Annotated in this window: 22 protein-coding genes and 1 tRNA gene; 12 read left to right on the top strand and 11 right to left on the bottom strand. The window is 67.9% G+C overall.

Annotated features, from left to right (window positions below):
* Nucleotides 1–57: 57 nt before the first annotated feature.
* The 7 genes from SB754_RS15865 to SB754_RS15835 all read right to left on the bottom strand — a co-directional run bounded on the left by SB754_RS15865 (nt 58) and on the right by SB754_RS15835 (nt 8,917).
* Entirely contained in the window at nt 58–450 is a 393-nt protein-coding gene (locus SB754_RS15865; RefSeq protein ID WP_410783378.1) for an SRPBCC family protein, read from the bottom strand.
* Nucleotides 451–650: 200 nt separating this feature from the next.
* The gene (locus tag SB754_RS15860; protein ID WP_410783377.1) at nt 651–1,673 is read right to left on the bottom strand and encodes a LacI family DNA-binding transcriptional regulator; all 1,023 of its coding nucleotides are present in this window, start codon (nt 1,671–1,673) and stop codon (nt 651–653) included.
* A gap of 27 nt (nt 1,674–1,700) precedes the next feature.
* Nucleotides 1,701–3,152: a GH1 family beta-glucosidase gene (locus SB754_RS15855; protein WP_410783376.1), complete on the bottom strand. Its 1,452-nt coding sequence runs from the start codon at nt 3,150–3,152 to the stop codon at nt 1,701–1,703.
* A 2-nt stretch (nt 3,153–3,154) separates the two neighbouring features.
* Nucleotides 3,155–4,054, bottom strand: a complete 900-nt coding sequence (locus SB754_RS15850; protein ID WP_410783375.1) for a carbohydrate ABC transporter permease — start codon at nt 4,052–4,054, stop codon at nt 3,155–3,157.
* Nucleotides 4,051–5,130, bottom strand: a complete 1,080-nt coding sequence (locus tag SB754_RS15845) for a carbohydrate ABC transporter permease (protein ID WP_410783374.1) — start codon at nt 5,128–5,130, stop codon at nt 4,051–4,053. The genes SB754_RS15850 and SB754_RS15845 overlap by 4 nt, the downstream gene beginning before the upstream one ends.
* Nucleotides 5,131–5,197: 67 nt before the next feature.
* The gene (locus SB754_RS15840; RefSeq protein ID WP_410783373.1) at nt 5,198–6,523 is read right to left on the bottom strand and encodes an ABC transporter substrate-binding protein; all 1,326 of its coding nucleotides are present in this window, start codon (nt 6,521–6,523) and stop codon (nt 5,198–5,200) included.
* A 225-nt stretch (nt 6,524–6,748) separates the two neighbouring features.
* Nucleotides 6,749–8,917: an MDR family MFS transporter gene (locus SB754_RS15835; protein ID WP_410783372.1), complete on the bottom strand. Its 2,169-nt coding sequence runs from the start codon at nt 8,915–8,917 to the stop codon at nt 6,749–6,751.
* Between the two features lie 320 nt (nt 8,918–9,237).
* Here SB754_RS15835 and SB754_RS15830 point away from each other — a divergent pair, with 320 nt between their 5' ends.
* On the top strand, nt 9,238–10,137 hold the full coding sequence (locus SB754_RS15830; protein WP_410783371.1) for an amidase domain-containing protein: 900 nt from the start codon (nt 9,238–9,240) through the stop codon (nt 10,135–10,137).
* Nucleotides 10,138–10,195: 58 nt separating this feature from the next.
* Nucleotides 10,196–11,023, top strand: a complete 828-nt coding sequence (locus tag SB754_RS15825; RefSeq protein WP_410783370.1) for a M15 family metallopeptidase — start codon at nt 10,196–10,198, stop codon at nt 11,021–11,023.
* A gap of 203 nt (nt 11,024–11,226) precedes the next feature.
* Here the strand turns inward: SB754_RS15825 and pgm are convergent, their stop codons facing one another.
* Nucleotides 11,227–12,846, bottom strand: coding sequence for a phosphoglucomutase (alpha-D-glucose-1,6-bisphosphate-dependent) (pgm, locus tag SB754_RS15820; RefSeq protein WP_410783369.1), 1,620 nt, complete (start codon nt 12,844–12,846; stop codon nt 11,227–11,229).
* 144 nt (nt 12,847–12,990) lie between these two features.
* Between pgm and pheA the strand changes: the two genes are divergently transcribed.
* Nucleotides 12,991–13,992: a prephenate dehydratase gene (gene pheA, locus SB754_RS15815; protein ID WP_410783368.1), complete on the top strand. Its 1,002-nt coding sequence runs from the start codon at nt 12,991–12,993 to the stop codon at nt 13,990–13,992.
* Nucleotides 13,993–14,021: 29 nt separating this feature from the next.
* Complete coding sequence (locus tag SB754_RS15810) at nt 14,022–14,654, top strand: hypothetical protein (protein ID WP_410783367.1); 633 nt, start codon at nt 14,022–14,024, stop codon at nt 14,652–14,654.
* On the opposite strand, the gene SB754_RS15805 is transcribed toward SB754_RS15810, so the two are convergent.
* Nucleotides 14,651–15,625 carry a diacylglycerol/lipid kinase family protein gene (locus SB754_RS15805; RefSeq protein WP_410783366.1) on the bottom strand — a complete coding sequence of 325 codons (975 nt, stop codon included), beginning with the start codon at nt 15,623–15,625 and terminating at the stop codon, nt 14,651–14,653. The genes SB754_RS15810 and SB754_RS15805 overlap by 4 nt on opposite strands.
* Nucleotides 15,626–15,695: 70 nt before the next feature.
* On the opposite strand from SB754_RS15805, the gene serS reads away from it, so the two are divergent.
* The 5 genes from serS to SB754_RS15780 all read left to right on the top strand — a co-directional run bounded on the left by serS (nt 15,696) and on the right by SB754_RS15780 (nt 19,740).
* Nucleotides 15,696–16,961: a serine--tRNA ligase gene (gene serS, locus SB754_RS15800; RefSeq protein ID WP_410783365.1), complete on the top strand. Its 1,266-nt coding sequence runs from the start codon at nt 15,696–15,698 to the stop codon at nt 16,959–16,961.
* Complete coding sequence (locus tag SB754_RS15795; RefSeq protein ID WP_410783364.1) at nt 16,958–17,761, top strand: HAD family hydrolase; 804 nt, start codon at nt 16,958–16,960, stop codon at nt 17,759–17,761. The genes serS and SB754_RS15795 overlap by 4 nt, the downstream gene beginning before the upstream one ends.
* Nucleotides 17,762–17,886: 125 nt before the next feature.
* Entirely contained in the window at nt 17,887–19,188 is a 1,302-nt protein-coding gene (locus tag SB754_RS15790) for an LCP family protein (RefSeq protein ID WP_410783363.1), read from the top strand.
* Between the two features lie 37 nt (nt 19,189–19,225).
* A tRNA-Ser gene (locus tag SB754_RS15785) sits at nt 19,226–19,310 on the top strand.
* Nucleotides 19,311–19,533: 223 nt separating this feature from the next.
* Entirely contained in the window at nt 19,534–19,740 is a 207-nt protein-coding gene (locus tag SB754_RS15780) for a hypothetical protein (protein ID WP_410783362.1), read from the top strand.
* Between the two features lie 3 nt (nt 19,741–19,743).
* Here SB754_RS15780 and SB754_RS15775 read toward each other — a convergent pair whose 3' ends face one another.
* Both SB754_RS15775 and SB754_RS15770 read right to left on the bottom strand, forming a co-directional pair.
* Nucleotides 19,744–20,847 carry a tyrosine-type recombinase/integrase gene (locus tag SB754_RS15775; RefSeq protein ID WP_410783361.1) on the bottom strand — a complete coding sequence of 368 codons (1,104 nt, stop codon included), beginning with the start codon at nt 20,845–20,847 and terminating at the stop codon, nt 19,744–19,746.
* Nucleotides 20,848–20,859: 12 nt separating this feature from the next.
* Nucleotides 20,860–21,441 carry a helix-turn-helix domain-containing protein gene (locus tag SB754_RS15770; RefSeq protein WP_410783360.1) on the bottom strand — a complete coding sequence of 194 codons (582 nt, stop codon included), beginning with the start codon at nt 21,439–21,441 and terminating at the stop codon, nt 20,860–20,862.
* A 132-nt stretch (nt 21,442–21,573) separates the two neighbouring features.
* Between SB754_RS15770 and SB754_RS15765 the strand changes: the two genes are divergently transcribed.
* The 3 genes from SB754_RS15765 (at nt 21,574) to SB754_RS15755 (ending at nt 24,056) form a co-directional block, all read left to right on the top strand.
* Complete coding sequence (locus tag SB754_RS15765; protein WP_410783359.1) at nt 21,574–21,741, top strand: helix-turn-helix transcriptional regulator; 168 nt, start codon at nt 21,574–21,576, stop codon at nt 21,739–21,741.
* Nucleotides 21,742–22,215: 474 nt separating this feature from the next.
* A complete protein-coding gene (locus tag SB754_RS15760) occupies nt 22,216–22,959 on the top strand; it encodes a hypothetical protein (protein ID WP_410783358.1) in 744 nt (247 codons plus the stop codon).
* A complete protein-coding gene (locus tag SB754_RS15755) occupies nt 22,956–24,056 on the top strand; it encodes a hypothetical protein (protein WP_410783357.1) in 1,101 nt (366 codons plus the stop codon). The genes SB754_RS15760 and SB754_RS15755 overlap by 4 nt, the downstream gene beginning before the upstream one ends.

Raw genomic sequence — 24,056 nt, 5'->3', positions numbered from 1 at the left:
CGCGGCGTGTCGGCCGCAGGAAGGTGCACTTCAGCGGAGGAGAGGGGAGGGAGGCGGTCAGGCGTCGGCGCGCAGGTTCTCCGCGATCTTCGCGAGGGAGCCGTCGAGCGCCTGCTGCATGCCGTCGAAGTCCTGCGTGGTGTGGATGGTGAGCTCCACGCCGTCATCGGTGATGCGCAGCGAGCCGTGGTAGTCGTGCGGGCCGGGCGCAGACCAGGTCACTTCGCGGGCGGCGCGGTCCACGTCGAACTCGGCCTCCGAGGTGACCGTCTCGTCGGACCCGTCCTGGTCCGCGTCGACGTGCGCTGTGGTCTCCACCTTGCCGTCGGGCAGCTCGTGGGCGGACGTCATGCGCGGGAAGTAGGCCGGGAGGTTCTCCGGGTCGGAGATGTAGTCGAAGTACAGGTCGGCGTCGCCGTCGAGGGGGCGTGTGGCGGTGTAGGTGGGCATGCCGCGACGGTACCCCCGCGCATCCCGGGCGCAAGCGCCGCCCTCGTCCCGATCCCGCGCCTCCGCCCACCGCCCACCGTCGAGTCCGCACTTATTGCACGCGACACGCCGGCGCAGCGTGCAGAAAGTGCGGACTCGACGGTGGGCGGAGACGCACGCGGAGACGCGGAGACGCGGAGACGCGGAGGGGCGGCGCAGCGTCAGGAGCTCTGGCGGACCACGAGTTCCGTCGGCAGCAGGGTGACCCGCTCGACGGGCTCGCCCGCGAGCAGCCGCACCAGGACGCGCGCCATCGTCTCGCCGAGCCCGATCGACGGCTGGTGCACCGTCGTCAGCGGCGGCGTCGACATGAGGCCGAAGCTGTCGTCGTCGTAGCCGACCACGGCGATGTCGCCCGGGATGTTGAGTCCTGCTTCGTGGATGGCCGAGTACGCTCCGGCCGCCATCTGGTCGTTCGCGGCGAACAGGCCGTCGATCGGCCGGCCGTCGGCGAGGAGCCGCCGCATGGCCTCCATCCCGGATGCCGGCGAGAAGTCGCCGTACGCGACGTGCGAGGAGTCGAGCCCTGCCGCCTCCATCGCCTGCTTCCAGCCGTCGTGGCGGTCGAGGCCCGCGGGCATGTCCTGCGGCCCGGTGATGAGCGCGATGTTGCGCCGCCCCCGCTCGATCAGGTGCTCCGCGGCGACCCGCGCCCCGGCCACGTTGTCGACGTCCACGTAGTACGACGCGTGCTCGCTCTCGCTGACCGGCCGCCCGCCGAAGACGAGCGGGAGGGTCGTCCCGAGCTGCGCGTAGGAGTGGTCGCCGGAGTGGTGCGACACGACGAGCGCGCCGTCCACATTGCCGCCCATCAGGTAGCGCCGGGTCTTGTCGGGGTTGGTCTCCGACGAGATCACCATGTTGAGCGTGTATTCGGTGTCGGCGAGGCTCAGCGCGACGCCCTGCACGATGGAGGCGAAGAACGGGTCGGCGAACACTTTGGCCGTCGACTCGGGCACCACCAGCGCGAGGACCTGGGTGCGCCGGGACGCCAGCGACCGTGCGGCCCGGTTGGGGACGTAGTTGAGGTCGGCGATCGCGCGCTCGACGGCCGCCACCACCTCGGCCGTCACCTTCGGGGAGCCGTTGACCACGCGCGACACGGTCGCCCGGGACACGCCGGCGCGCGCCGCGACGGCCTCCAGGGTGGGGACCACCCGGCCGGGGATCTGCTCCGTCGTCATCGGGTCTCCTCGTCGCTTTCGTCCATGCTAGACGTGCGACGCGGCGGCCTCCTCCATGACCTCTCCGCTCCTGGCCTCGGCGATGATACGCGAGAAGGCCCGCCCCGAGTCCTTCACCGTCCGCTCCTGCGTCTCGTAGTCGACCCGCACGATGCCGAACCGCTTGCCGTACCCCCACGCCCACTCGAAGTTGTCGAGCAGCGACCACACGAAGTACCCCCGGACGTCCGCGCCGTCGTCGATGGCCCGGCCGACCGCCTCGATGTGGCTGAGGATGTACGCCTCGCGGTCGGCATCGTGCACCTGCCCGTCCTCCGTCACCACGTCGTCGTACGCGGCGCCGTTCTCCGTGATGTACAGCGGAGGGAGGGCCGGGTACTTCTCGGTGAGCCGCACCAGCAGGTCGTGGAGGCCGTTCGGGTTGACCTCCCACCCCATCGCCGTGGTCGGCAGGTGGCGCGTCGGGAACGTGACGTACTCGCTGCCCACGAACGGCGACGACGTCGGCCGTGCGGTCGGCACGACGGCGGCCGGCTGGTCGGGGCCGACGGGATGACCGCTGACGTTGTCGTCGTGGTAGTGGTTCACGCCGAGGAAGTCGAGCGGCTGTGAGATGGCGACGAGGTCGCCGTCGTGCACCAGCTCCTCGAACCGGTGCTCGCGCACATCCTGGAGCACATCCGCCGGGTAGGCGCCGAGAAGCAGAGGCTCCAGGTACATCCGGTTCCACAGTCCGTCGATGCGGCGTGCGGCTTCGAGGTCGGCCGGATCGGCCGGATCGGCCGGCACGGCCGTCGTCAGGTTGAGAGTGATGCCCAGCCGAAGCTCCGATCCGGTTCCGTGCTCCGCGGCGCGCGACCGGATCGCCGTGGCGGCGAGCCCGTGCGCCAGGTGCTGGTGGTGGAGGGCGGCGAGCCCGGCCCGCGGCTCCTGCCGGCCGGGCGCGTGCTCGCCGCCCGCGTACCCGATCAGCGACGAGCACAGCGGCTCGTTGAAGGTCGTCCAGTGGTCGACCCGGTCGCCCAGCGCGTCGTAGACGGCGACCGCGTAGTCGCGGAACCGGTAGGCGGTGTCGCGGGACGCCCATCCGCCCTTCTCCTCCAGCGCCTGCGGCAGGTCCCAGTGGTACAGCGTCAGCCAGGGGAGGATGCCGGCGCCGAGCAGCTCGTCGACCAACCGGTCGTAGAACGCCAGCCCTGCCGCATTGACCGATCGGTCTCCCGGCTTCACCCGCGCCCATGACGTCGAGAAGCGGTACGACTGCAGCCCGAGGGAGGCCATCAGCGCCACGTCCTGCGGCATCCGGTGGTAGTGGTCCACCGCCACCTCCGGGGTGTCGCCCCGCGCGATCGCGCCGGGGACCCGTGCGAAGGCGTCCCAGATCGAGTCCTCCTTGCCGTCCTCGTGGGCGGCGCCCTCGATCTGCGCTGCGGCGGTGGCCGACCCCCAGAGGAAGCCGTCGGGCCAGGTGCGGTTCATTCTCAGCCTTTCACGGCGCCGGCCATGATGCCGGAGACCAGCTGGCGGCCGGCCAGCACGAAGAGGATCAATAGAGGGATGGTGGCGAGCACGGCTCCGGCGAGCACGATCGAGTAGTCGACGTACTTCGCGGACTGCAGCTGGCTGAGCGCCACCTGCAGGGTGGGATTCTGCGGCGCGACGAGCAGCGGCCAGAGGTAGTCCGTCCATGCGGTCATGAAGGTGAAGAGGCCGAGGATGGCCATCGCCGGGCGCGCGGCAGGAACGCCGACGTGCCAGAACGTGCGGATCATGGTCGCCCCATCCACTCGCGCGGCCTCGATGAGCTCATCGGGGATGACGTCGATCAGGTACTGGCGCATGAAGAACACACCGAAGGCGGTCACGAGGGTCGGCACGATGACTGCTCCGAGCGTCCCCGTCCAGCCGAACTGCTTCATCACCATGAACAGCGGGATGATGCCGAGCTGCGTCGGGACGGCCAGCGTCGCGACGACGAAGACCATCAGGCCCTCCCGGCCGCGGAACCGCAGTTTCGCGAACGCGTAGCCGGCGAGCGTCGAGAACGCGACGACGGAGGCCGTGATCACCGTCGAGACGATGATCGAGTTGCCGAGCGCCTGCCAGAACGGCACGGTGCCCAGCACCTGCTCGATGTTCGTCCAGAACTGCCCTCCGGGCAGGAAGGGCGGCCAGGTCGCCGTCAATACGGTGCTGTCGCTGGAGCCCGCGACGAACGACCACCACAGCGGGTAGGCGCCGCCGACGAAGATGGCGAGCAGGATCCCGTAGGTCAGGAACCCCGGCCGGCGGTCGATGCCGAGCGGCCGGCGCTTGCGTGCGGGAGCAGGCGAGGAGGCGGCGACGCGGACGGGCCGGCTCTCACGGGCGGTGGCGGTCACAGGTTCTTCTCCTCGCTCGCTGCGGCCAGGATGCGCGAGCCTTCGGCGCGCGAGGCCTGCAGTCGTCGGGCTGTCCGTTTGCGGTGCAGACGGGTCTCGGTGGAGGCGATCCGGCGCGAGATCAAGAAGTTGAGCACGCCGAAGATCACGATGAGCAGGAACAGCAGCCAGGCGATCGCGGACGCCTTGCCGAAGTTCTGCCGGTTGAACGCCATGTCCCACAGGTAGAGCACGGTCGTCTGGTACTGCCGCTGCGGTCCGCCGGGAACGGCGCTCGAGGGGTTGAAGAGCTTCGGCTCGGTGAAGATCTGCAGTCCGCCGATGGTGGCCGTGATGATCACGAAGATCATGGTCGGGCGGATGCTCGGCAGCGTGATCGAGAAGAAGCGGCGGAACGACCCGGCGCCGTCGAGGGCTGCCGACTCGTGGATGTCGCGCGGGACCGCCTGCATGGCGGCAAGCAGGATGAGAGCGTTGTAGCCCGTCCACCGCCAGTTGACCATGGTCGCGATGGCGACGTGCGACGGGAAGGTCTCGGTCTTCCACATCACCGGGTGCAGCCCGAAGGACTGCAGGATGTTGTTGATCAGTCCGTACTTCTCGTCGAAGGCGCTCGAGAAGATGAGGGTCACCGCGACCGGGGTGACGATGTAGGGGAGCAGCACGCTCATCCGCCAGAACGTCTTGGCGCGGATGTTCTGGTCGAGCATCGCCGCGATGAACACGGCGGCGATCAGCTGCGGGATGGCGGACAGCAGGAAGATGCTGAGCGTGTTGAACAGCGAGTTCCAGAAGAACGGGTCGCTGAGCTCCACCGCGTAGTTCTTGAAGCCGACCCACTCGCCCGGCCCGGTGAGCAGGTTCCAGTTGTTGAGCGAGACGACGAAGGTGTAGACGAGCGGGAACAGTCCGACGAGCGCGAAGAGCACGAAGAACGGCGCAACGTAGAAGTAGGGCGACGCTTTCACGTCGAAGCGGCTGAGCCGCTGGCGGGCGGTCAGGTCGCCCCGGCCGGCTCGCCTGCGCGTCGGCGCTGCGGCGGCGGGAGCGTCGTCCCGGGTGGCGGTGGTGGTCATTGCGGTTCTCCCGTGGTGCGGGCCCCCGCCGCCTGGTGAGCGGCGGGGGCCCGGAGTCGGTTTCGGGTTACTTGTTGACGACCAGCTGGTTGAGCAGCTTCATGGCGTTGCTCCACGCCTCGTCGCCGTTCGCCTTGCCGGAGTCGAGCTGCTGCACGGAGGGTCCGAACACCTGCGACTGGATGACCGAATCGTCCGGTCCCTTGTACTGGGCGACGACACCCTTCGCGCGCTCACCGAGGATTTGGCCGATGGGTGCGTTGTTGAAGAACTTCGTCAGGTCGCTCTGGCCGGTGACCCCCGGGTCGGTCTGCGCCGCCGTCACCGACGGGAAGGTGCCGGCCGCCTGGAAGGTCTGGGTCTGCGACTTGGCAGTGGTCAGCCAGGCGGCGAGGGCCGCCGCCTCCTTCGGGTGCTTGGACTGCTTCGGGACGGTCAGGAACGAGCCGCCCCAGTTGGCCGCGCCGCCGGGGAACACGTTGGCGAAGTCCCAGCCGGTGGTGGCGTCGCCGCCTCCGGCCTTGACCTGGCCCTGGACGACGCCGAGCATCCAGCCCGGGCAGACGAACGTGGCGAAGGATCCGTCGGTGAACGCCTTGCCCTTGCCCCAGTCCCACTGGGTCTGGTTGGAGGAGAGCCCGGCCGCCGCGCCCGAGGCGAGCTTCGACCACAGCGCCTTCAGGTCGCTGTTGTTCTCGATGTTGAGCTTGCCGTCGGTGGTGTAGTAGCCCTCCTTCTGCTGGTTCACCATGGCGTTCCAGATGAAGCCGGACTGGTCGTAGAACGGCTTGCCGGTGGCGGCGTGGTACTGCTCGCCGACCGTGAAGAAGTCGTCCCAGCTGGCGTTGTCGCCGCCGAACAGCTTGGCGACGGACTCGCGATCGCTGGGCAGCCCGGCCGCGGCGAGGAGCTTGCCGTTATAGCAGAGGCCCTCCGGGCCGATGTCGGTGCCGTAGCCGATGATGCGCCCGCTCTTGTCGGTTGCCTGCTTCAGCTTCCAGTCGACCCAGCGATCCTTGATGTCGTTGGCGCCGTAGTCCTTCAGGTCGTTGAACTGGTCGGAGACCTGCATGACCTTGCTCAGCCAGCCCTCTTCGACGGCCTGGACATCAGGGAGGCCGCTGCCGGCCGCCTCCTTCGTCTGCCAGTCGGTGAGCGCGTTGTCACCGGTGTCGATGTTGGTGGCCTTGATGGTGATGTTGGGGTGCTCTTTCTCGTACTGCGAGTAGAGCTTGTCGAAACCCATCGTGCCGAACGTCGTGACGGTCAGCGTGACGGGGTCCGAGCTGGATCCGCTGCCGCTGCCGTTGGACGAGCAGCCGGCTGCGATGAGGGCGATGGATGCTGCGCCGGCGACGGCCGCGGCGATCCTCGTGCGTCGTGAAAGCTTCACGGGTCACTCCTTTGTGCGTGTCTGGTGGTGCGCTTGGTGCGCGTGGGAGCGCTCTCATTCGGGTGATGTGAGAGCGCTCTCACGCGTTGCAGGAGAATCTAGAACGTCTTCCAGCCTTGTGTCAAGTCCTGCGTGGTCGCGCTCTCATCCCTGAGTTTCCGCGAGAGCACCCAAAACGCGAAAGCGGCCGCCACCCGAAGGTGACGGCCGCTTCAGCGGGATGGGTCAATCGACCGCCGGCCGCGGGCGCTGGGCCCGCGTGGATGCGGTGTCCGCGCCGGGCTCGACCAGCGCACCGAACTCGGTCGCAGCACGGTTCGCCAGCACGCCGACGTCGTACTCCTCGTCGTCGTCCTCGGACAGCGACGCGTACGCGCCGACCGGCTCGCGCTCCGCGATCTCCGCCGCGTCGGCTGCCGCCTTGTCGTCCGCGGCCTCCTGCAGTGCCGACTTCGCCCGCAGCGGCGGGGTCTTGAAGAACAGCGACAGCACGAACGCGATCAGCACCACGATCATGGCCACCCAGTACACCGTCACCGCAGAGGCGTTGAAGGCCACCAGGAACGGCTTCGACAGTCGCGGATCGGCCGAGTTCAGGAACGACGTGTCGTTGACGTCTGTGCCGCCCCCAGAGGCGTTCGACTTCTCGAGCTGCGTCTGCAGGACCGGCACGAGCTGGTCGACGTACGCCGAGCGCGCGGTCGGGTCGGAGAAGTCGAGCGTCACGGTGCCATCGCCGGCGACCTTGGCGTACGGCGCCTGCTCCGCCAGTCCGGCCTGGATCTTCGTCAGCGCCGCCTGCTGGGCGGCGGCCTCCGCCTGCGGCTGGGCCTGCGGCGGGATCGTGCCGGCGGCGACCTGGGCGTCGACCGCCTGTGTGGCCTGGTCGAGACCGGCCGTCACCTGCCCCTGGATCTGCTTCTGCGTCGCGTCGGTCGCCTTGCTGGTGATCGGCGTGTAGATCTTGTCCATGATCTGCTTGTTCTCGGGCGCGCTGGCGACCGAGGGGGTGAGGGCGGCATCCATCGCGCTGGTCAGCGTCGGCTTGTCCGTCAGCGCGCTCTGGATGTTCGTCGGGAAGACCGTGAACAGCAGCGACAGCAGCACGGCGGTGCCGAGCGTTCCACCGATCTGACGGAAGAACGTGGAGGCGCTGGTCGCGACACCCATGTCCCGCAGGCCGACGGAGTTCTGGCTCGCGATGGTCAGCGTCTGCATCAGCTGGCCGAGGCCGAGACCGATGAGGAGCATGGCACCCGCGATGAACCAGTAGGAGTCGTCGTACTTGATGAAGGTCAGGTAGAAGAAGCCGCCGGCCAGCATGGCCGTACCGATGATCGGGAACTGCCGGTAGTGGCCGGTGCGGGCGATGATCTGACCGGAGACGATCGACGAGACCATGAGCCCGAGGATCATCGGGAGGAGCTGCAGACCGGACTCCGTCGGCGTGGAGCCGAGCACCAGCTGCAGGTACAGCGGCAGCGTCAGCATGGCGCCGAACATGCCGAAGCCGACGAAGACGCCGATGATGGTCGCCATCGAGAAGGTGTTCGAGCGGAACAGCTTGATCGGGATGAGCGCGTCGTCCTTCATCAGGATCTCGATGATGATGAACGCGATGATGCCCAGTCCGCCGATGACGTAGCAGGCGATGGAGGCCGGGCTGTCCCAGCCCCAGGTGCGGCCCTGCTCGGCGACGAGGAGCAGCGGGACCAGCGCGACGATCACGCCGGCCGCACCCCACCAGTCGATCCGGGCCGACCCGCGAGCGCGTTTCGGCAGATGCAGGAACCGCAGCACCATCGCGAGCGCCGCGAGGCCGATCGGCACGTTGATCAGGAACACCCAGCGCCAGCCGGTGATCCAGAGGATCTGGTCGGCGCCGGCGAACAGGCCGCCGATGAGCGGGCCGATCAGGCTGGAGATGCCGAAGACGGCGAGGAAGTAGCCCTGGTACTTGGCGCGCTCGCGTGGAGCGAGCATGTCGCCCATGATCGCCAGCGGCATCGACATCAGGCCACCGGCGCCGAGGCCCTGGATGGCGCGGAATGCCGCGAGCTCGACCATCGAGGTCGAGAACGAGGCCAGGATCGAGCCGATGATGAAGATGACGATCGCGAAGACGAACAGCGGCCGGCGGCCGAAGATGTCGGAGAGCTTGCCGTAGATCGGCGTCGAGATCGTCGAGACGATCAGGTAGCCGGTGGTGACCCAGGCCTGTTCGCTGAGGCCGTGGAGGTCGTCGCCGATCGTGCGGATGGCCGTACCGACGATGGTCTGGTCGAGGGCGGACAGGAACATGCCGGCCATGAGGCCGACGATCACGAGAAGGATCTCGCGATGCGACATGATCGGTTTCGGTGCGGCTGTCGCCGCGCTGGTCTGACTGGACATCTGTCTCCGTGTCGAGAGTCGGGTGCGGGGACGCCCGGCTCGCGGAGCGTCACACCGGTGTGGGGCAAAGAGAATTTTGCGGAGACTGCAAAGTTACACCCCGCGTCACCATGTCCACAACGCGGTCGGGCGACCTCCGCGGCCGCGCTTTTCGCCCAGGGCGAACAGTCGGCTGACACGCGCGCGACAGCGGCGGATCATCGGGCCCGGAAAGCGCGGAAAACGAACGACACTGGCCCCCTTCCAGGTGACGCAAAAGTTCCGAGCGTACCGTTGAACTGCTTCATCCCGACCCCCTTCGAATCCGCTCCAAAGGACGTATGAGTTCTCTCAGCCTCCCCCGCCGCATCCTCGCGCTCACCGCCGTCGCCGCGACGGCTGCGCTCGCTTTCACCGCCTGCGCCGGAGAGCCGTCCCCGGTCACCAAGGCCGTCGCGCAGGCGGCCGCTCCCTCTCCGTCCCCCTCGTCCTCGGTCGTCTCATCCATCCAGCCCGCCGCCGGAAGCGTGTCGGGTGGAACGGTGACGCTCACCGGGACGAACCTCGAGAAGGTGGCCGCGGTTCAGATCGGCGGCCAGCCTGCCACCGTCACGAAGACGACCGACGACAAGGTCGTCGTGAGCGTCCCCGCCGCCGCGAACTTCCAGGCCGGGAGCGTGCCGGTCACGGTGACGGACAAGAGCGGAAAGCCGGTGAGCACGGCGGCGAGCTCCTACGACTACCAGGTGCAGACCCCTGTGGACAAGCAGCTCGCCTACGCGCTCACCTACTGGAAGAACTACAACACCGCCCAGTACGGCGACCTCAACCCCGTCGGCGGCGACTGCGCGAACTTCGTCAGCCAGACGCTGATCGCTCGCGGCTGGCAGATGAACGCCGACTGGTACAACCACGACGCGGCAGCCAGCTGGAGCCCGGCGTGGGGCTACGTCCCGGCGATGGACGACTACTTCCGTGAGAACGCGGCGCAGCTCGGCCTGACCGAGTACTCCTTCGACCAGCGCGACAAGATCAAGGTCGGCGACATCGTCATGTTCGACTGGAACGACAACGACTCGCTCGACCACGTCCAGATCGTCTCCGCCGTGCAGAACGTGAACGGGCAGATCAAGATCAAGATGGTCGGCCACAACGAGGACAGCGACTATCGCGACCTCGACCAGGCGATCACGGTCGACCACCCGGGTGGCATCGGCCACTTCTGGAGCCTGTCCAAGTGATCGACACGCCTCCTGGCCGCAGAGCGCGGGAGGCGAGCGCCTGAGCTAGGCTCATCGCGTGAGTCAGGGGGGCGACCGCGCGAAGCGGTCTCGAGCGACGAGGGCTGCCCTCGTCGGCGGCACACTTCTCGCTGCGCTGGTGCTGAGCGGATGCGCGACCGGTCCCGTGTCGGCCGCGGCGGGCGGGCACCGGCACACGCCGCATCGCTCGTCGCCCACCTCCCGGCCCCCGCGGCCGACGCCGACCCCGTCCATCCCGGCGACGCCCGCCGTCGTCGGGTTCGACAAGGCGGCGCAGTCGACCGTTGACCCGGCCAGCACGTGGGTCGTTGTCAACAAGCCCCGCGCGCTGGACCCGATCACCTACGTACCGGCCGATCTCACCTATCCCGACGTGCGCTATGTCAACCACCAGCCGATGCGGCAGGAGACCGCTGCTGCGCTCGTCGCGATGTTCCAGGCGGGCAAGGCCGAGGCGGGCTTGGACTTCTCGGTGCAGAGCGCCTACCGGTCGTTCGAGTCGCAGACCGGCGTCTACGACGACGACGTCGCACGCAACGGCCAGGCGTACGCCGACACGGACACCGCCCGCCCGGGCCACAGCGAGCACCAGACCGGCCTCGCCGTCGACATCAGCGCCGTTCCCGCCCAGTGCTCGCTCGACGCCTGCTTCGGCGAGACCCCGCAGGGCCGCTGGCTGGCCGCGAACGCCTGGCGCTTCGGCTTCATCCTGCGCTATCCGGCCGACAAGGTCGCCGTGACCGGGTTCACCTTCGAGCCGTGGCACTTCCGCTATATCGGCACGCCTCTCGCCGCCCAACTGCACGCGACCGGCGTCACCACGCTCGAGGAGTTCTTCGCCATCCCCGGCGGCCCCTCCTACTGAGGCGGCTTACGTCCCCTTCTGAGCGATTCGTGACGAATGTGCCCTCAGCGCGCCCAATTCCCCCGATTCGTGACGAATCGTGCTGCGGCTGTGGGGCCACTTGCCCCGATTCGTGACGAATGTGCCCTCAGAGCGCCCAGTTCCCCCGATTCGTCACGAATCGTGAGCACGATCGTGCGGAGGGCGCGAGGTGGTCGGCGCCGTCAGCCGCCGAGGGCGTCGCCGACGATCCGCTTCGCCTCCTCCTGCACCTCGCGGAGGTCGTCCTCTCCGACGAACGACTCGGCGTAGATCTTGTAGACGTTCTCGGTTCCGGAGGGGCGCGCGGCGAACCACGCCTGCTCGGTCTGCACCTTCACCCCGCCGAGGGGCGCGTCGTTGCCGGGCGCGCGGCTCAGCTTGGCGGTGATCGGCTCGCCGGCCAGCTCCGTTGCGGTGATGGCGTCGCCGTCGAGCTTCGCCAGCGCGGCCTTCTGCTCGGGGGAGGCCGGGGCATCCACCCGCTGGTACACCGGGTCGCCGAAGCGCTCGGTGAGCTCCCGGTACAGCTCCGAGGGCGACTTGCCGGTCACCGCGCGGATCTCGCTGGCGAGCAGGGCGAGCAGGATGCCGTCCTTGTCGGTCGTCCAGGCCGTCCCGTCGAAGCGGAGGAACGACGCCCCCGCGCTCTCCTCGCCGCCGAAGCCGACGGTCCCGTCGATGAGCCCAGGCACGAACCACTTGAACCCGACCGGGACCTCCCACAGCCGCCGACCCAGTGACTCCGCGACCCGGTCGATGATCGACGACGACACGAGGGTCTTGCCGACCGCCGCATCCTGACGCCACTGCGTGCGGGTGCGGAACAGGTAGTCGATCGCGACCGCGAGGTAGTGGTTCGGGTTCATCAGGCCGCCGTCCGGCGTGACGATGCCGTGCCGGTCGGAGTCCGCGTCGTTGCCGGTGAGGATGTCGAAGTCGGCCCGGCGCGCCACCACCGACGCCATCGCGGAGGGGCTGGACGGGTCCATCCGGATCTTGCCGTCCCAGTCGAGCGTCATGAAGCTCCAGGTCGGGTCGACGTCCGGGTTCACCACGGTGAGGTCGAGGCCGTAGCGCTCGCCGATGGCCTCCCAGTAGTGCACGCTCGCGCCGCCCAGCGGATCGGCGCCGATACGGATGCCGCTGTCCTTGATCGCCTTCACGTCGATGATGTTCTCGAGGTCGTCGACGTAGTGCCCGCGGAAGTCGTACGTCTCGACACCGGACGGCTCCGCCATCCGCACCTCGGTCATCCCGTTGGCGATGATCTCGTTGGCCCGCTTCGCGATCCAGCTGGTCGCGTCGGTGTCGGCCGGGCCGCCGTGCGGGGGGTTGTACTTGAAGCCGCCGTCCGAGGGCGGGTTGTGGCTCGGGGTGACGACGATCCCGTCCGCCTGGTCGTCATGGCCCTGCCGGTTGTACCGGATGATGGCGTGCGACACCGCGGGCGTGGGAACCCAATCGTCGAACTCGTCGACGAGGACCCGCACCTCGTTGGCGACGAGGACCGCGAGCGCGGTGGTGGTGGCGAACTCGCTCAGCAGGTGCGTGTCCGCCCCGATGAACAGCGGCCCGGTGACGCCCTGGCTGTTCCGGTACTCCACGATCGCCTGCGTCGTGGCGGCGATGTGGTCCTCGTTGAACGCCGTGTTGAGCGAGGAGCCGCGGTGACCGGACGTCCCGAAGACCACGCGCTGCTCCGGGATGCTCACATCCGGCTTCAGCTCGTAATACGCGCGCCGCAGGGCGTCGACGTCGATCAGGTCGGAAGGCTGGGCGGGGGTACCGGCTCGTTCGTCCATGGCCCTACTCTTCCACGGCGAAGCGGCCACCGGGAGGCCATCCACCGAGTAGTGAGCAGATGTCGCTACTCGCCCCGAATTGGAGCATCCACTCACCACTCGACGGCAAAAGCAGAGCGCGGGCGGGTCGGTAGGCTGGGCGGCATGTCCTCCGCCCCCGACGACGCCCCTGCCGAGCTGCCCGCCTCCCTCGACGACGTGTACAGCTTCCTGGGGCCGTCGGGCACGTTCACCGAGGCCGCACTCAAGCAGGTCCCGGAGGCGCGGGGCAAGACGTGGCGCGCGGTCAACAACCTCGGGGAGGCGCTCGCCGACGTGGTCGAGGGCCGCAGCGTGGCCGCAATGATCGCGATCGAGAACTCCATCGAGGGTGGGGTCTCGGTCGCTCAGGATGCCCTGGCGACCATCCCGGGTCTCCGCATCGTCGGCGAGTACCTGGTCCCCGTGAACTTCGTCCTCGTCGCCCGGCCCGGCACGACCCTCGCCGAGGTGCGCACCGTGAACGCGCACCCCGTCGCCTACGCGCAGTGCCACCAGTGGCTGGACCGCCACCTGCCCGAGCACGGCCACATCCCCGCCTCGAGCAACGTGGCCGCCGCCGCGTCGCTGTTCGAGGGCAGCGCCGCCGACGCCGCCGTCGCGCCCCCCGGGATCGTCGACCACCATGACGTCGTCGTGCTCGCCGAGAACATCGGCGACAACGCCAACGCGGTCACCCGGTTCGTGCTGGTCAGCACCACCCGCGGCGTTCCCGAACCGACCGGCGCCGACAAGACGAGCCTGATCGCCGAGCTCCCGGACGATCGCCCCGGAAGCCTTCTCGACCTCCTGGAGCAGTTCTCGACGCGTGGCGTCAACCTGAGCCTCATCGAGTCGCGGCCCGTCGGGGATGCGCTGGGCCGCTACCGTTTCGTCATCGACGCCGACGGCCACATCCGCGACGAGCGGGTCGCCGACGCGCTGCTGGGCCTCCGCCGGTTCAGCCCGTCCGTCATGTTCCTCGGGTCGTACCCGCGGGCTGACAAGGCACCGGTGGAGTTCGACCAGCGGTACCGCGACGACGTCTTCACCGAGGCGCGGGAGTGGCTCGCCTCGCTCGTCGACGACGACGCGGAGGCAGGTCCCGCCGCGGCCGCGTCGGCGTAGGCTGCGGGACAGGACGTCGGGAGGTCACCATGGTCGCCGAGGAGAGTGACGACACACGTGGAGGCGGGTTCGACCCGCGCTACGACCCGTCCTTCCAGCGGGGTTACCAGCCCCAGCCGGGCGAACGGTCACGGGTGCGGGTCCGGGCGGACTCTCCGGACTCCGGCTACCGCCGCCCCTCGTCCGTACTGCCGGCCGACGACCGGCCCGGCACAGGCTCCGACTCCGCCTCCCGGCACGCGGGCCGCGACGACTACGAGGCGGCGCTGGCGCTGCCGGACGCCTCGGAGGCGCTGACCGTCGAGGTGCCGCGGCCTCTGGAGGCCGAGAACCTCACCTCGCAGGTGATCGTCGCCTCCCCCGGGCGGCTCGCCGGACTGGACATGAGCCCGCGCCGCAACCCCCTCATCCTGGCCCTGTGGATCGTCGGCCCCGGCCTGATCGTGCTCGGCATCACGCTCTACACGATCTCCATCACCTCCTCGTACAACGGGCCCACCCCGTCGAGCGATGTGGGATCGCTGGTGTTCGCGCAGCTCGGCTGGATGCTCGCCGGCCCCCTGATCACGGTCGGCCTCCTCACGCTCGTCGGCCTGCTGTTCCTGACCGCCCTGGCGGGGAGGCGCAGCAGGGAGGCCGTGCCGCTCGACGAGGAGCTCTAACCGGCTGCGGCCGGCGCCTTCACCCGGAGCCCGAGCTCGTCGACCGACAGGTCGAGGCCCAGGATGTCGCCGAACGCGTCGCCGTCGAGCTCGAACGGCTCAGGCGCGTCGACCTCCAACTGCACGGACGCGCCACGCAGGTAGCTGAGCCGCGTCCGCACCGCGCGGTCGGTGAACCGGATGAACCGCCGCCCGAGGCTGGTCTTGCGGAGCACCCGGTTCTCCCAGGTGACCTTCCGCCAGATCGCGAGCCAGCCGAACACGGTCGCGGGTTGCAGGATGGCGACATCCAGCAGGCCGTCGTCGATGGCGCCGTCGGGGATGAGCTCCATGTTCCCGGGCAGCGCGCCGCAGTTGGCGATCAGGATGGTGCTGACGTGGGCCGACCTCTCATGCCCGCGGTCGAGCCGGAACCGGATGCGCACCTTCGTCGATGCGGGCAGCGCGCGGAAGGCCGCGTCCACGTACGCCAGCCAGCCGAACCGGCGCTTCAGCTCCGGGCGTGCGCTCGCGATCACCGTCGCGTCGATGCCGACGCCGGCCATGACCAGGAAGGCGTGCTCGGTCTCCGAGCCGTCCGGCCGCCGCGCGGTGGCGACCCCGATGTCGATCCTGCGGGTGTCCCCGGCGAAGGCGATGGCGCTTGCAGCCTCCACGTTGGCGAAGGGGAGGCCGAGGTTGCGGGCCAGCAGGTTGCCGGTGCCTCCCGGGACGACGCCGAGGGTGGCGTCCCGCCCACGGAGCGCCTCGGCGACCGCGCGAACCGTGCCGTCGCCACCGGCGGCGAGGACGAGGGAAGCGCCGCGCTCGAGGGCGTCGAGGGCCTGTGCCTGGCCGCCGTCCTCCGGCGTCGTCTCCAGCCAGAGCAGTTCGACGCCGTCCGGGTGCGCCGAGGTGGCCGCGGCCTCGACGGCCGCCATCACCCGGGGAACGTCGACGCGGACGGGGTTGTAGACGACGGCAGCGATCATCCTCTGCCCCCGTCCCGTCCGTTCACCCTGCTCACGCTACCTGTTCGGCATCCGTCGATAAGCTGGTCAGGTGATCGATCCCGTGCTCCTCCGCGAGAACCCCGATGTCGTCCGCCGCTCGCAGGAGGCGCGCGGCGACTCCGTGCAGCTCGTCGACGAGGCCATCCAGGCCGACATCGAGCGGCGCGCGGCCATCACGGCGTTCGAGGAGCTGCGGGCGGAGCAGAACGCCTTCGGCAAGACCGTGGCGCAGGCGCCGAAGGAGCAGAAGAAAGAGCTCGTCGCGCAGGCGCAGCAGCTGGCCGGCCGCGTCAAGGAGGCGCAGCAGGCGGCGAACGAGGCGGATTCCCGCTTCGACCGGCTCATCCGCAGCATCGGCAACCCCATCGTGGATGGCGTGCCCGCGGGCGGCGAGGACGACTACGTCGTCATCAAGACCGTCGGCGACATCCCCTCGTTCGACTTCGAGCCGCGCGACCACCTCGAGCTCGGCGAGCTGCTCGGCGCGATCGACATGGCGCGCGGCGCGAAGGTCGCCGGCGCCCGCTTCTCGTATCTGCGCGGCATCGGCGCCCGCCTCGAGCTCGCCCTGATGAACATGGGCCTCGACAAGGCCGTCCAGAACGGGTTCATCCCCATGATCACTCCGACGCTGGTGAAGCCGGAGATCATGCAGGGCACCGGCTTCCTCGGCGCTCACGCCGACGAGGTCTACCACCTCGAGAACGACGACCTCTATCTGACCGGTACGAGCGAGGTCGCGCTCGCCGGCTACCACGCGGACGAGATCATCGACGTCGACGAGCCGCTGCGGTACGCGGGCTGGTCGACCTGCTACCGCCGGGAGGCCGGCTCGGCCGGCAAGGACACACGCGGGATCATCCGCGTGCACCAGTTCGACAAGCTCGAGATGTTCGTCTACACCCGACCCGAGGAGGCGGAGGCCGAGCACGAGCGTCTGCTCGGCTGGCAGGAGGAGATGATGCAGGAGCTGGGCCTCAGCTACCGCGTGATCGACACCGCAGCCGGCGACCTCGGCTCCAGCGCCGCCCGCAAGTACGACGTGGAGGCGTGGATCCCGACCCAGGGCCGTTACCGCGAGCTCACCTCCACCTCAAACTGCACGACGTTCCAGGCCCGGCGGCTCGACACGCGCTTCCGCACCGAGAGCGGCAAGACCGCGCCGGTCGCGACGCTGAACGGCACCCTCGCGACCACGCGGTGGCTGGTCGCGATCCTCGAAACGCACCAGCAGGCAGACGGATCGGTGCGAGTGCCGGAGGCGCTCCGCCCCTTCCTCGGCGGGCTGGAACTGCTGGAGCCGACGGCTCGGTGAGCGACGCGTCCCGCCTGCTGATCGCGCTCGACGTCGACGGCACCCTCATCCACGAGGACGAGACCGTCGGCGACGCCGTGCGCGAGGCCGTCGCCCGCGTCCGGGATGCCGGCCACGAGGTCATGCTCGCCACCGGGCGCAGCTGGGAGACCGCACGCGCCATCCACGAGGAGTTCGGGCTGACCAGCGAGTTCGTCGTCTGCTCCAACGGCGCCCTGACCATGAAGCGCGACGGCGGCAGCGAGGGCGGGTACCGGCGCGAGTTCGTGGAGGTGTTCGACCCGACCGAGGTGCTCGAGACCATCCGCCCGCACCTCCCGAGCGGCAGCTTCATGGTGGAGGACCCGAGCGGATTCCGCCGCTACACCGAGGGGATGACCGACTGGGAACTGGTCAACGCCGAGCAGGTCTCCTTCGACGAGCTCCTGCAGCATCCCGCGACCCGCGTCGTCGTCATCTCGCCGGAGCACGATACGGAGGAGTTCCTGTCCATCGTCGACCGGATGGGCCTCCAGCGTGTCAGCTACTCGATCGGCTGGACGGCGTGGCTCGACATCTCGCCCGACGGTGTCAGCAAGGCGACCGCAATGGAGAGGGTGCGGCGTGCGCTCGACATCCCGCGCTCGCGCGTCGTCGCCGTCGGCGACGGCCGCAACGACATCGAGCTGCTCCACTGGGCGGGTGCGGAGGGCCTGGCCGTCGCCATGGGCCAGGCGCCCGACGAGGTCAAGGCTGTGGCGACGCGCACCACCGCACCCGTCGTGGAGGACGGCCTCGCCGAGGTGCTCGGCGCGCTCTGAGAGCATTTCCAGCCTGACGTGTCATGCTCGTGGATGGTGTGCCCGGCGTCCGGTGCACGCCTGTGAACGTGAACACGGCCCAGAAGACGGCTACATCGGAAGACGGCCACATCGAAAGGATGTGAATGAGCGAGATGCCCACCCGCGCGCAAGCGCGAGCGCAAGAGAAGGCTGCAGGACCAGCGGTCCGTCATGGCCGGCTGAAGCAGCACCATCCGCTCAAAGCTCTCCTCAAGATCGTCGTCGCGATCGTCGCCGTCGTCGGTGTGACCGGTGTCTCGCTGGCGGCCTACGCGGCCGTGGATGTCGTGGCGAGCGTCAAGAAGTCCGTCAAGCTGGTCGACGCCAAGGGCAATGAGGTGACTCCCGGGATCGGCGCGATGGACGGCGCATTCAACGTGCTCCTCGCCGGAAGCGACTCCGGTGGCGGCAACGCCGCGTACGGCGACCGCGGCGAGAACCTCAACGACGTCACGATGCTGCTGCACGTCTCGGCCGACCACAAGAACGCGACCGTCGTCAGCTTCCCGCGCGACATGTACGTCGCCATCCCCTCCTGCCCCGACCCCAAGGGCGGCAGCTTCGACTCGATGAGCCGCCAGAAGATCAACAACTCCCTCAGCTACGGCGGGCTGGCCTGCACGGTGCTGACGGTCGAGAAGCTGACCGGGCTCGACATCCCGTACGCCGGTGTGATCCAGTTCGACGGAGTGATCGAGATGTCGAACGCCGTCGGCGGGGTCCCCGTCTGCGTCGCGGGCGACATCACCGACCCGTACACCGGCCTCGACGTGAAGGCAGGGCAGAACGTGCTTCAGGGCACGCAGGCTCTCGCGTTCCTACGCACCCGCCACGGCGTCGGCGACGGTTCGGACCTCGGACGGATCAGCAACCAGCAGGTGTTCCTCTCGTCGCTGGTGCGCACGATCAAGAGCGCCGACGTGCTGAACAACCCGGTCAAGCTGTACGGCATCGCCAAGGCCGCGACCAGCAACATCACTCTCTCCGAGAGCCTGAACAACCCGACCACGATCGTCTCGATGGCCCTCGCACTGAAGAACATCGACATCAGCAAGGTCGTCTTCGTGCAGTACCCGAACCACTACGACGGCGACGGCGTCTCGCCGACCAAGGATGCCGCGCAGCAGCTCATGAGCGCGCTGCAGAACGACCAGCCCGTCAACCTCACCGGTGACACCGGCGTGGGCTCCGAGGCCGACCCCAACGCTCCGGCCACGCAGGCTCCGGCCACGCAGGCCCCGGCCACGCAGGCCCCGGCGACGCAGGCTCCGGCCACGCAGGCCCCGGCGACGCAGGCCCCGGGTACCGGGACTCCGGCCGCCGGTGACGGTGCTGTGCAGCTACCGTCCGACGTGCACGGTCAGACCGCGGCGCAGTACACCTGCTCCAAGCCGTTCCAGGACTGACGTTAGAATCGGGCGACGCCGGTTGTGGCCGGCGCCGGGAGGGCTGTCCGAGAGGCCGATGGAGCCAGTCTTGAAAACTGGTGGGCAGAAATGTCTCGTGGGTTCGAATCCCACGCCCTCCGCTTTGCGAAACGGGCCCCGATCCCGGTGATTCACTGGGATCAGGGCTTTGCTGTTCGGCTGATATTTGCTCGTTTGACAACAGAATGACAACAAACGCTGCGAGTGGCCGCTCGCTCAAGACCTATCTGTGTGATTTCTGCGCCGCTGAATCACCGTCGCGCGGGCGCGGGCGCGGGCGCAGGCCCGGCTCGGTTTGTCGCCGGTTCCTGGTTCAATCGGCCCATGATCGATGTCGGCTGGCTCCTCGCGACATGGCGCGCTGCCCGCTGGGAGGCGATCGTCATGATTTGGAACGCTATCGTCGCGGACGTGATCACCCACCCGTGGTTCGCAGTGGTCCTTGCCGTGCTCGTTGTCAGTGCCGGCATGAAAGGGTTGAGCAGACTAGCGAGATACGTCGGCGGTGCGTACTGGTCTAGTCATCACTGATAGTCAACGCTCTGCGAGGTGCGCCCCGCGATCCACGGACCGTCGTGCTGCCTTGTCTAGCGCTTCAGCGACCGCGTCGAGGTCGTCGTCAAAGAGGTCTGCGTAGACATCGAGCGTCATCGCTGCGGAAGCGTGCCCGAGCATTCGCTGCACGGCCTTCACGTTGGCGCCCGCGCTGACTGCCAAGCTGGCGGCGGTATGCCGAAGGTCGTGGACGGTCATCGGCTCGAGTCCTGCGCGATCAAGCGCGCTCTTGAACCACGTTCTCTGGCCTCGCGTTGCGCGCTTCACGTGCTCGCCGAATCGGCCCGAGAAGAGCAGCTCGCTCGGCTCTTTCCCTTTTGCTGCCTCCTCAATGGCATCACCGAGGAAGGACGGAAACGGCACCGACCTGCGCTTGTGGTTCTTCGGGGTCCCGACGATGGTCTCCGCTCCCACCTCGACAGCGTTCTCCGAGATTGCTAGCCGGCGGCGAGTGAAGTCGACGTCGCGCACGCGTAGGGCGATCACTTCGCCCCAGCGAAGGCCGGTATAGGCGAGCAGGAGCACCAGAACTTCGTGCTTGCCGCTGGCGGTCGCGAGATCATGAACTTGTTGGTGGCTAAGGTACCTGTGCGCGCGGGCGACCTTGCGCGGCAGGCGTGAGCCTCGCGCGACGTTGACGGTCACGCGACGGTCTTTGACCGCGACGTCGAGAATGCCGGCGAGGACGCCGAAGGCTCGCAGGACGGTTGTCGCCGACTTGCCGGCGCTCAGCGAGGTCACCCACGTCTGGACATCCGAGTGCCTCACGTCACCGACTGGGACCTTTCCCCAGCGGGGCTCGACTTGAAGGCGCCATGCGATCTCGAGGGGCCGGAGTGACGAGGGTTTGAGGTGCGTCTGGTTTGCGAGCCATTCTGTGCCGAGCGAGGCGATAGTGACCCGAGCAGCACTCGCGTCGATGTACTCGCCACGTGCCTTGTTGGTCTCGACCGTGGCGAGGTAGAGCTCTGCTTCGCGCTTGGTCTTGAATCCACGTTTCGTTGTCTGGCGGTGATCCGGGGTTCGGTACATGACGCGATAGCGTCTACCGCCCGAAGCTTCATACGACAGAACGCTGCCCATTTCGCTCTCCCTCTAAGGTGCTCCCACTGCTGCGATGCCGGACGACGTGAGAAGTGCAGTGAGTCGAGCGGCCTCGCGTTCAACCGATTCGAGGCGGCTCTCGATATCGGTGTCAGACGCGAGGTCCGCGTCGCCCGAACCCTTACGGACATCGCGAACAAGGCGAACGCGGTCAATCTCGCGACGCAGCGTCCCGAGCTCACGGAGAGTGTTCAACGTGGCGATGTCAGATCGCTCGGAGGCGAGTCTCGGTTGATATGAACTCAGCGGAGTGGCCGAGAGCCAACAATCGAATTCCGCTGCGGTCATCTCCGCGAAGTCGTCACTGAGGTTGGGGAGGTCGAGGTTCGACTCCGGCGCCCCGATGGGCGCGAGCAGCATGCTGACCGGCACGTTCAGTCCCCGTGCGATGTTCAGGAGCTGGGTCACGCTGATGTCTGCCTTTCTCCCGGACTCGATGTTCTCCAGAACCGCCTGAGTGATATTGCCTCCAGGGATGGCATCGGCCAACTCCCGGGTCGAGCGAAATCCGCGTTCCCTTCGAGCCAGCTTGATGCGAGCACCAATGCCAATCTCTGTCCGAAAATCTGCCATTTCGACAGAATAGCGCCTTTAATCTTGTCAAACTAGAAGCTGCGCGCTACTGTCTATCCAACAATTTAAGAACTCCTAGGTTGTCGAAACGGAGGAAATGAGATGACAGGGGAATTCATTCAGCCAGCTGACGTGGTTGAGCTCACTGGGCTGTCCATCGCAGCACTCGCCCAGCTGCGGTATCACGGCAAGGGGCCGCGCTTCTACAAGCCGACACCGCGCACCGTTCTCTACAAACGAGCGGAGGTGTTGGCATGGCTGGAGGAGAGCGCCCAGACGAGAACCGGGGTGTACGCATAAACGAGCCGAACCCGTCTACCCCGGGGGCTATTCAGGACTTCGTTGACGGGTACCTCGTGCCCGTGGACCCGATGGATGACCTGCAATGTGACGGCTGTCAGTAGAACAAGTCGTTCACCCCGGCGTGCCGTTCGAATGCGTCCCCCATTCGGGGGTAGCGTGCGGCACCAAATGGAGCGGCTGATTCTTACCCCAATTGCCGTAGTTCCCGACTCGCGATTCGAGCCAGGACGGCGGTGACGCATCGTGGCTGAGACTTGCGCACTTCAGAGTCGAAGTCGCCACTCCAGCATCAAAATCCGGGCGCGCCGCCCCAAGCCCACATCCTCGGCGCGCCTCGGCCTATCCAACCTCTCTGTCAACGAGGGCTCCTGCGCGCCCAAGCGCGCTGAGGAGCGCATTTCTGACGAGCCGCCTTGGCTCGAACCCGGTCCTTCGCAGTAGCCACCTCCATACAAGGAAGGTTGTGATCTCGTGGCTGAAGGAACCCAAGTCGCCAGCCGGGCAGATGCCCGTCTCACGGAGCTGATCCGTGAAGTCGACACCATGCGTTCATTCGTACGATTCCGTTTGCGGGGCCGCCCGAACGAAGTCGACGCCGTTCTGCAGATCATCCGCGAGTCGGTCTGGCACCGATGCTCCGCCTACGACCCGAAGTTGGGGACCCCGAATGCGTTCGTATTCGGCATCACCCGCCACGTCGTGCTTCGGGAGCTCGAACGCAAGTACGTAGCGACGGAAGAGGTGCGGGAGGACATTGAGTCCCCGCGGGATGTCGACCCGTTGGATGCTCTAATCCGGCGCTATGACGCCCACAGGTGGATGGTGCTGGTGGCTGACTTCGTTGGCCCATCCGATTGGCACGTGATGAGCGACCTGAGCCTGTCGGATGGTGATGCCGACCGCGTCGCGTTTGCCCACCAGCTGTCCAAGCGGGGTCTTCGTACAGTCCGTGATCGGGTGTGCCAAACCGCGCACACCGTTCTGGCCGCCCTAGCCGCGGCAGACGCCGGCCTCCCGCTGACCGGGTCTGTGATCGTGTCGTGTGTGCCGGAGATCGGTGGTGCTCGAGAGGTCGCCGAGATGATCGAGGATGACGCCGAGACGATCGCCGCCACCCTCCACATTCATCCCGGCTCCGCGCGAGCGCGGATCGCGACCGCAAAACGATTGCTGATGATCGCCCGAGCGGTGCTGGAGCAGGAGGTGGCGGCATGATCAGTGCCGGCGCGGTGTCGGCGCACGCGGTGACGCATCCGAAGACGACACGGAACCTGCTGATCATCGCCGCCATCATCGTCCTCATCGTGCCCGTCACCCTGGTGGCCGTCCCAGTCACATTGGTGCTCGCAATGGGTGCCAACGGGTTCGGCGGTGGGGGAATGTGCGGAGGGTCAGCACCGTCTGTCGAGGCCGCCCGCACGGTCGACGGCTATGGCCCAGACCAGTTAGAGATCGCCGCGACGATCATCACGGTCGGCCAGCAGATAAGCATCCCTGTCCATGGGCAGACGCTCGCCCTAATGGTAGCGATCGGCGAGTCCGGCCTGCGAAACCTTGACCACGGGGACGCGGTCGACAACACCACGATCGGTGTGTTCCAGCAGGGCGCAAATTATGGCACCCCAGGGGAGCGGATGGACCCCGCGACCGCGGCCGCGGCGTTCTACGCGCGGATGCTGCGCGTCCCGGACTGGCAGACCTTGGCACCGACCCTGGTCGCGCATGCGGTCCAGGTCAACTCCGATCCGAACCGCTACGCACGGTTCTGGACTCCAGCCCAGCAGGTCCTCGCCGCTCTGACCGGTGCAAGCGCGGGTACCTGCCAGATACCAGCAGACGCTCGCGCTGCAGCAGCCGTGCTGGTTGCCGCAATCCAGGCGAAGAAGCTCAACTTCCTCGAGCCGCGCTACCAGCAGCAGATCGTGAACATGGCCGACGGGACGTCCACCCCCGACTGCGCTATCGATTCGCATGTGCTCCAGCTGATCGTCGTCGCGGTCCAGTCCTTCCAGCAGGTCGGCGTTAGCGACCTCAACCGGAGATGCACTGGCATGACACCCGGCGCCGGCACCAAGTCAGCGCACTGGAAGGGCAAAGCCGTCGACTTCTACGCCATCAATCGGCGGTCGCTAACCGGCGCCGACGACCTCTCCACCCAGCTGATTCGCACGCTGGATCCCTACGCCCCACACGGGTCATCGATCGGTCAGAGCGACTGCCGATCCCGTGCCCAGGTATCGCTCGGAGTCCTCCTGAACTTCACGACCGCCTTCCCCGACACCTGCAACCACCAGCACATCCAGGTGCCCTGA

This window comes from Leifsonia sp. SIMBA_070, assembly GCF_046534635.1.
Classification (GTDB): domain Bacteria; phylum Actinomycetota; class Actinomycetes; order Actinomycetales; family Microbacteriaceae; genus Leifsonia.
The sequence above is the reverse complement of the archived record's forward strand: the minus strand, read 5'-3'. Positions and strand labels throughout refer to the sequence as shown.

Excerpts from the sequence above, each read along its gene's own strand:
- SB754_RS15865 (WP_410783378.1), bottom strand. The coding sequence starts at position 450 with ATGCCCACCTACACCGCCACACGCCCCCTCGACGGCGACGCCGACCTG.
- SB754_RS15860 (WP_410783377.1), bottom strand. The coding sequence starts at position 1,673 with ATGACGACGGAGCAGATCCCCGGCCGGGTGGTCCCCACCCTGGAGGCC.
- SB754_RS15855 (WP_410783376.1), bottom strand. The coding sequence starts at position 3,152 with ATGAACCGCACCTGGCCCGACGGCTTCCTCTGGGGGTCGGCCACCGCC.
- SB754_RS15845 (WP_410783374.1), bottom strand. The coding sequence starts at position 5,130 with ATGACCACCACCGCCACCCGGGACGACGCTCCCGCCGCCGCAGCGCCG.
- SB754_RS15835 (WP_410783372.1), bottom strand. The coding sequence starts at position 8,917 with ATGTCCAGTCAGACCAGCGCGGCGACAGCCGCACCGAAACCGATCATG.
- SB754_RS15830 (WP_410783371.1), top strand. The coding sequence starts at position 9,238 with ATGAGTTCTCTCAGCCTCCCCCGCCGCATCCTCGCGCTCACCGCCGTC.
- pgm (WP_410783369.1), bottom strand. The coding sequence starts at position 12,846 with ATGGACGAACGAGCCGGTACCCCCGCCCAGCCTTCCGACCTGATCGAC.
- pheA (WP_410783368.1), top strand. The coding sequence starts at position 12,991 with ATGTCCTCCGCCCCCGACGACGCCCCTGCCGAGCTGCCCGCCTCCCTC.
- SB754_RS15810 (WP_410783367.1), top strand. The coding sequence starts at position 14,022 with ATGGTCGCCGAGGAGAGTGACGACACACGTGGAGGCGGGTTCGACCCG.
- SB754_RS15805 (WP_410783366.1), bottom strand. The coding sequence starts at position 15,625 with ATGATCGCTGCCGTCGTCTACAACCCCGTCCGCGTCGACGTTCCCCGG.
- SB754_RS15790 (WP_410783363.1), top strand. The coding sequence starts at position 17,887 with ATGAGCGAGATGCCCACCCGCGCGCAAGCGCGAGCGCAAGAGAAGGCT.
- SB754_RS15780 (WP_410783362.1), top strand. The coding sequence starts at position 19,534 with ATGATCGATGTCGGCTGGCTCCTCGCGACATGGCGCGCTGCCCGCTGG.
- SB754_RS15775 (WP_410783361.1), bottom strand. The coding sequence starts at position 20,847 with ATGGGCAGCGTTCTGTCGTATGAAGCTTCGGGCGGTAGACGCTATCGC.
- SB754_RS15770 (WP_410783360.1), bottom strand. The coding sequence starts at position 21,441 with ATGGCAGATTTTCGGACAGAGATTGGCATTGGTGCTCGCATCAAGCTG.
- SB754_RS15755 (WP_410783357.1), top strand. The coding sequence starts at position 22,956 with ATGATCAGTGCCGGCGCGGTGTCGGCGCACGCGGTGACGCATCCGAAG.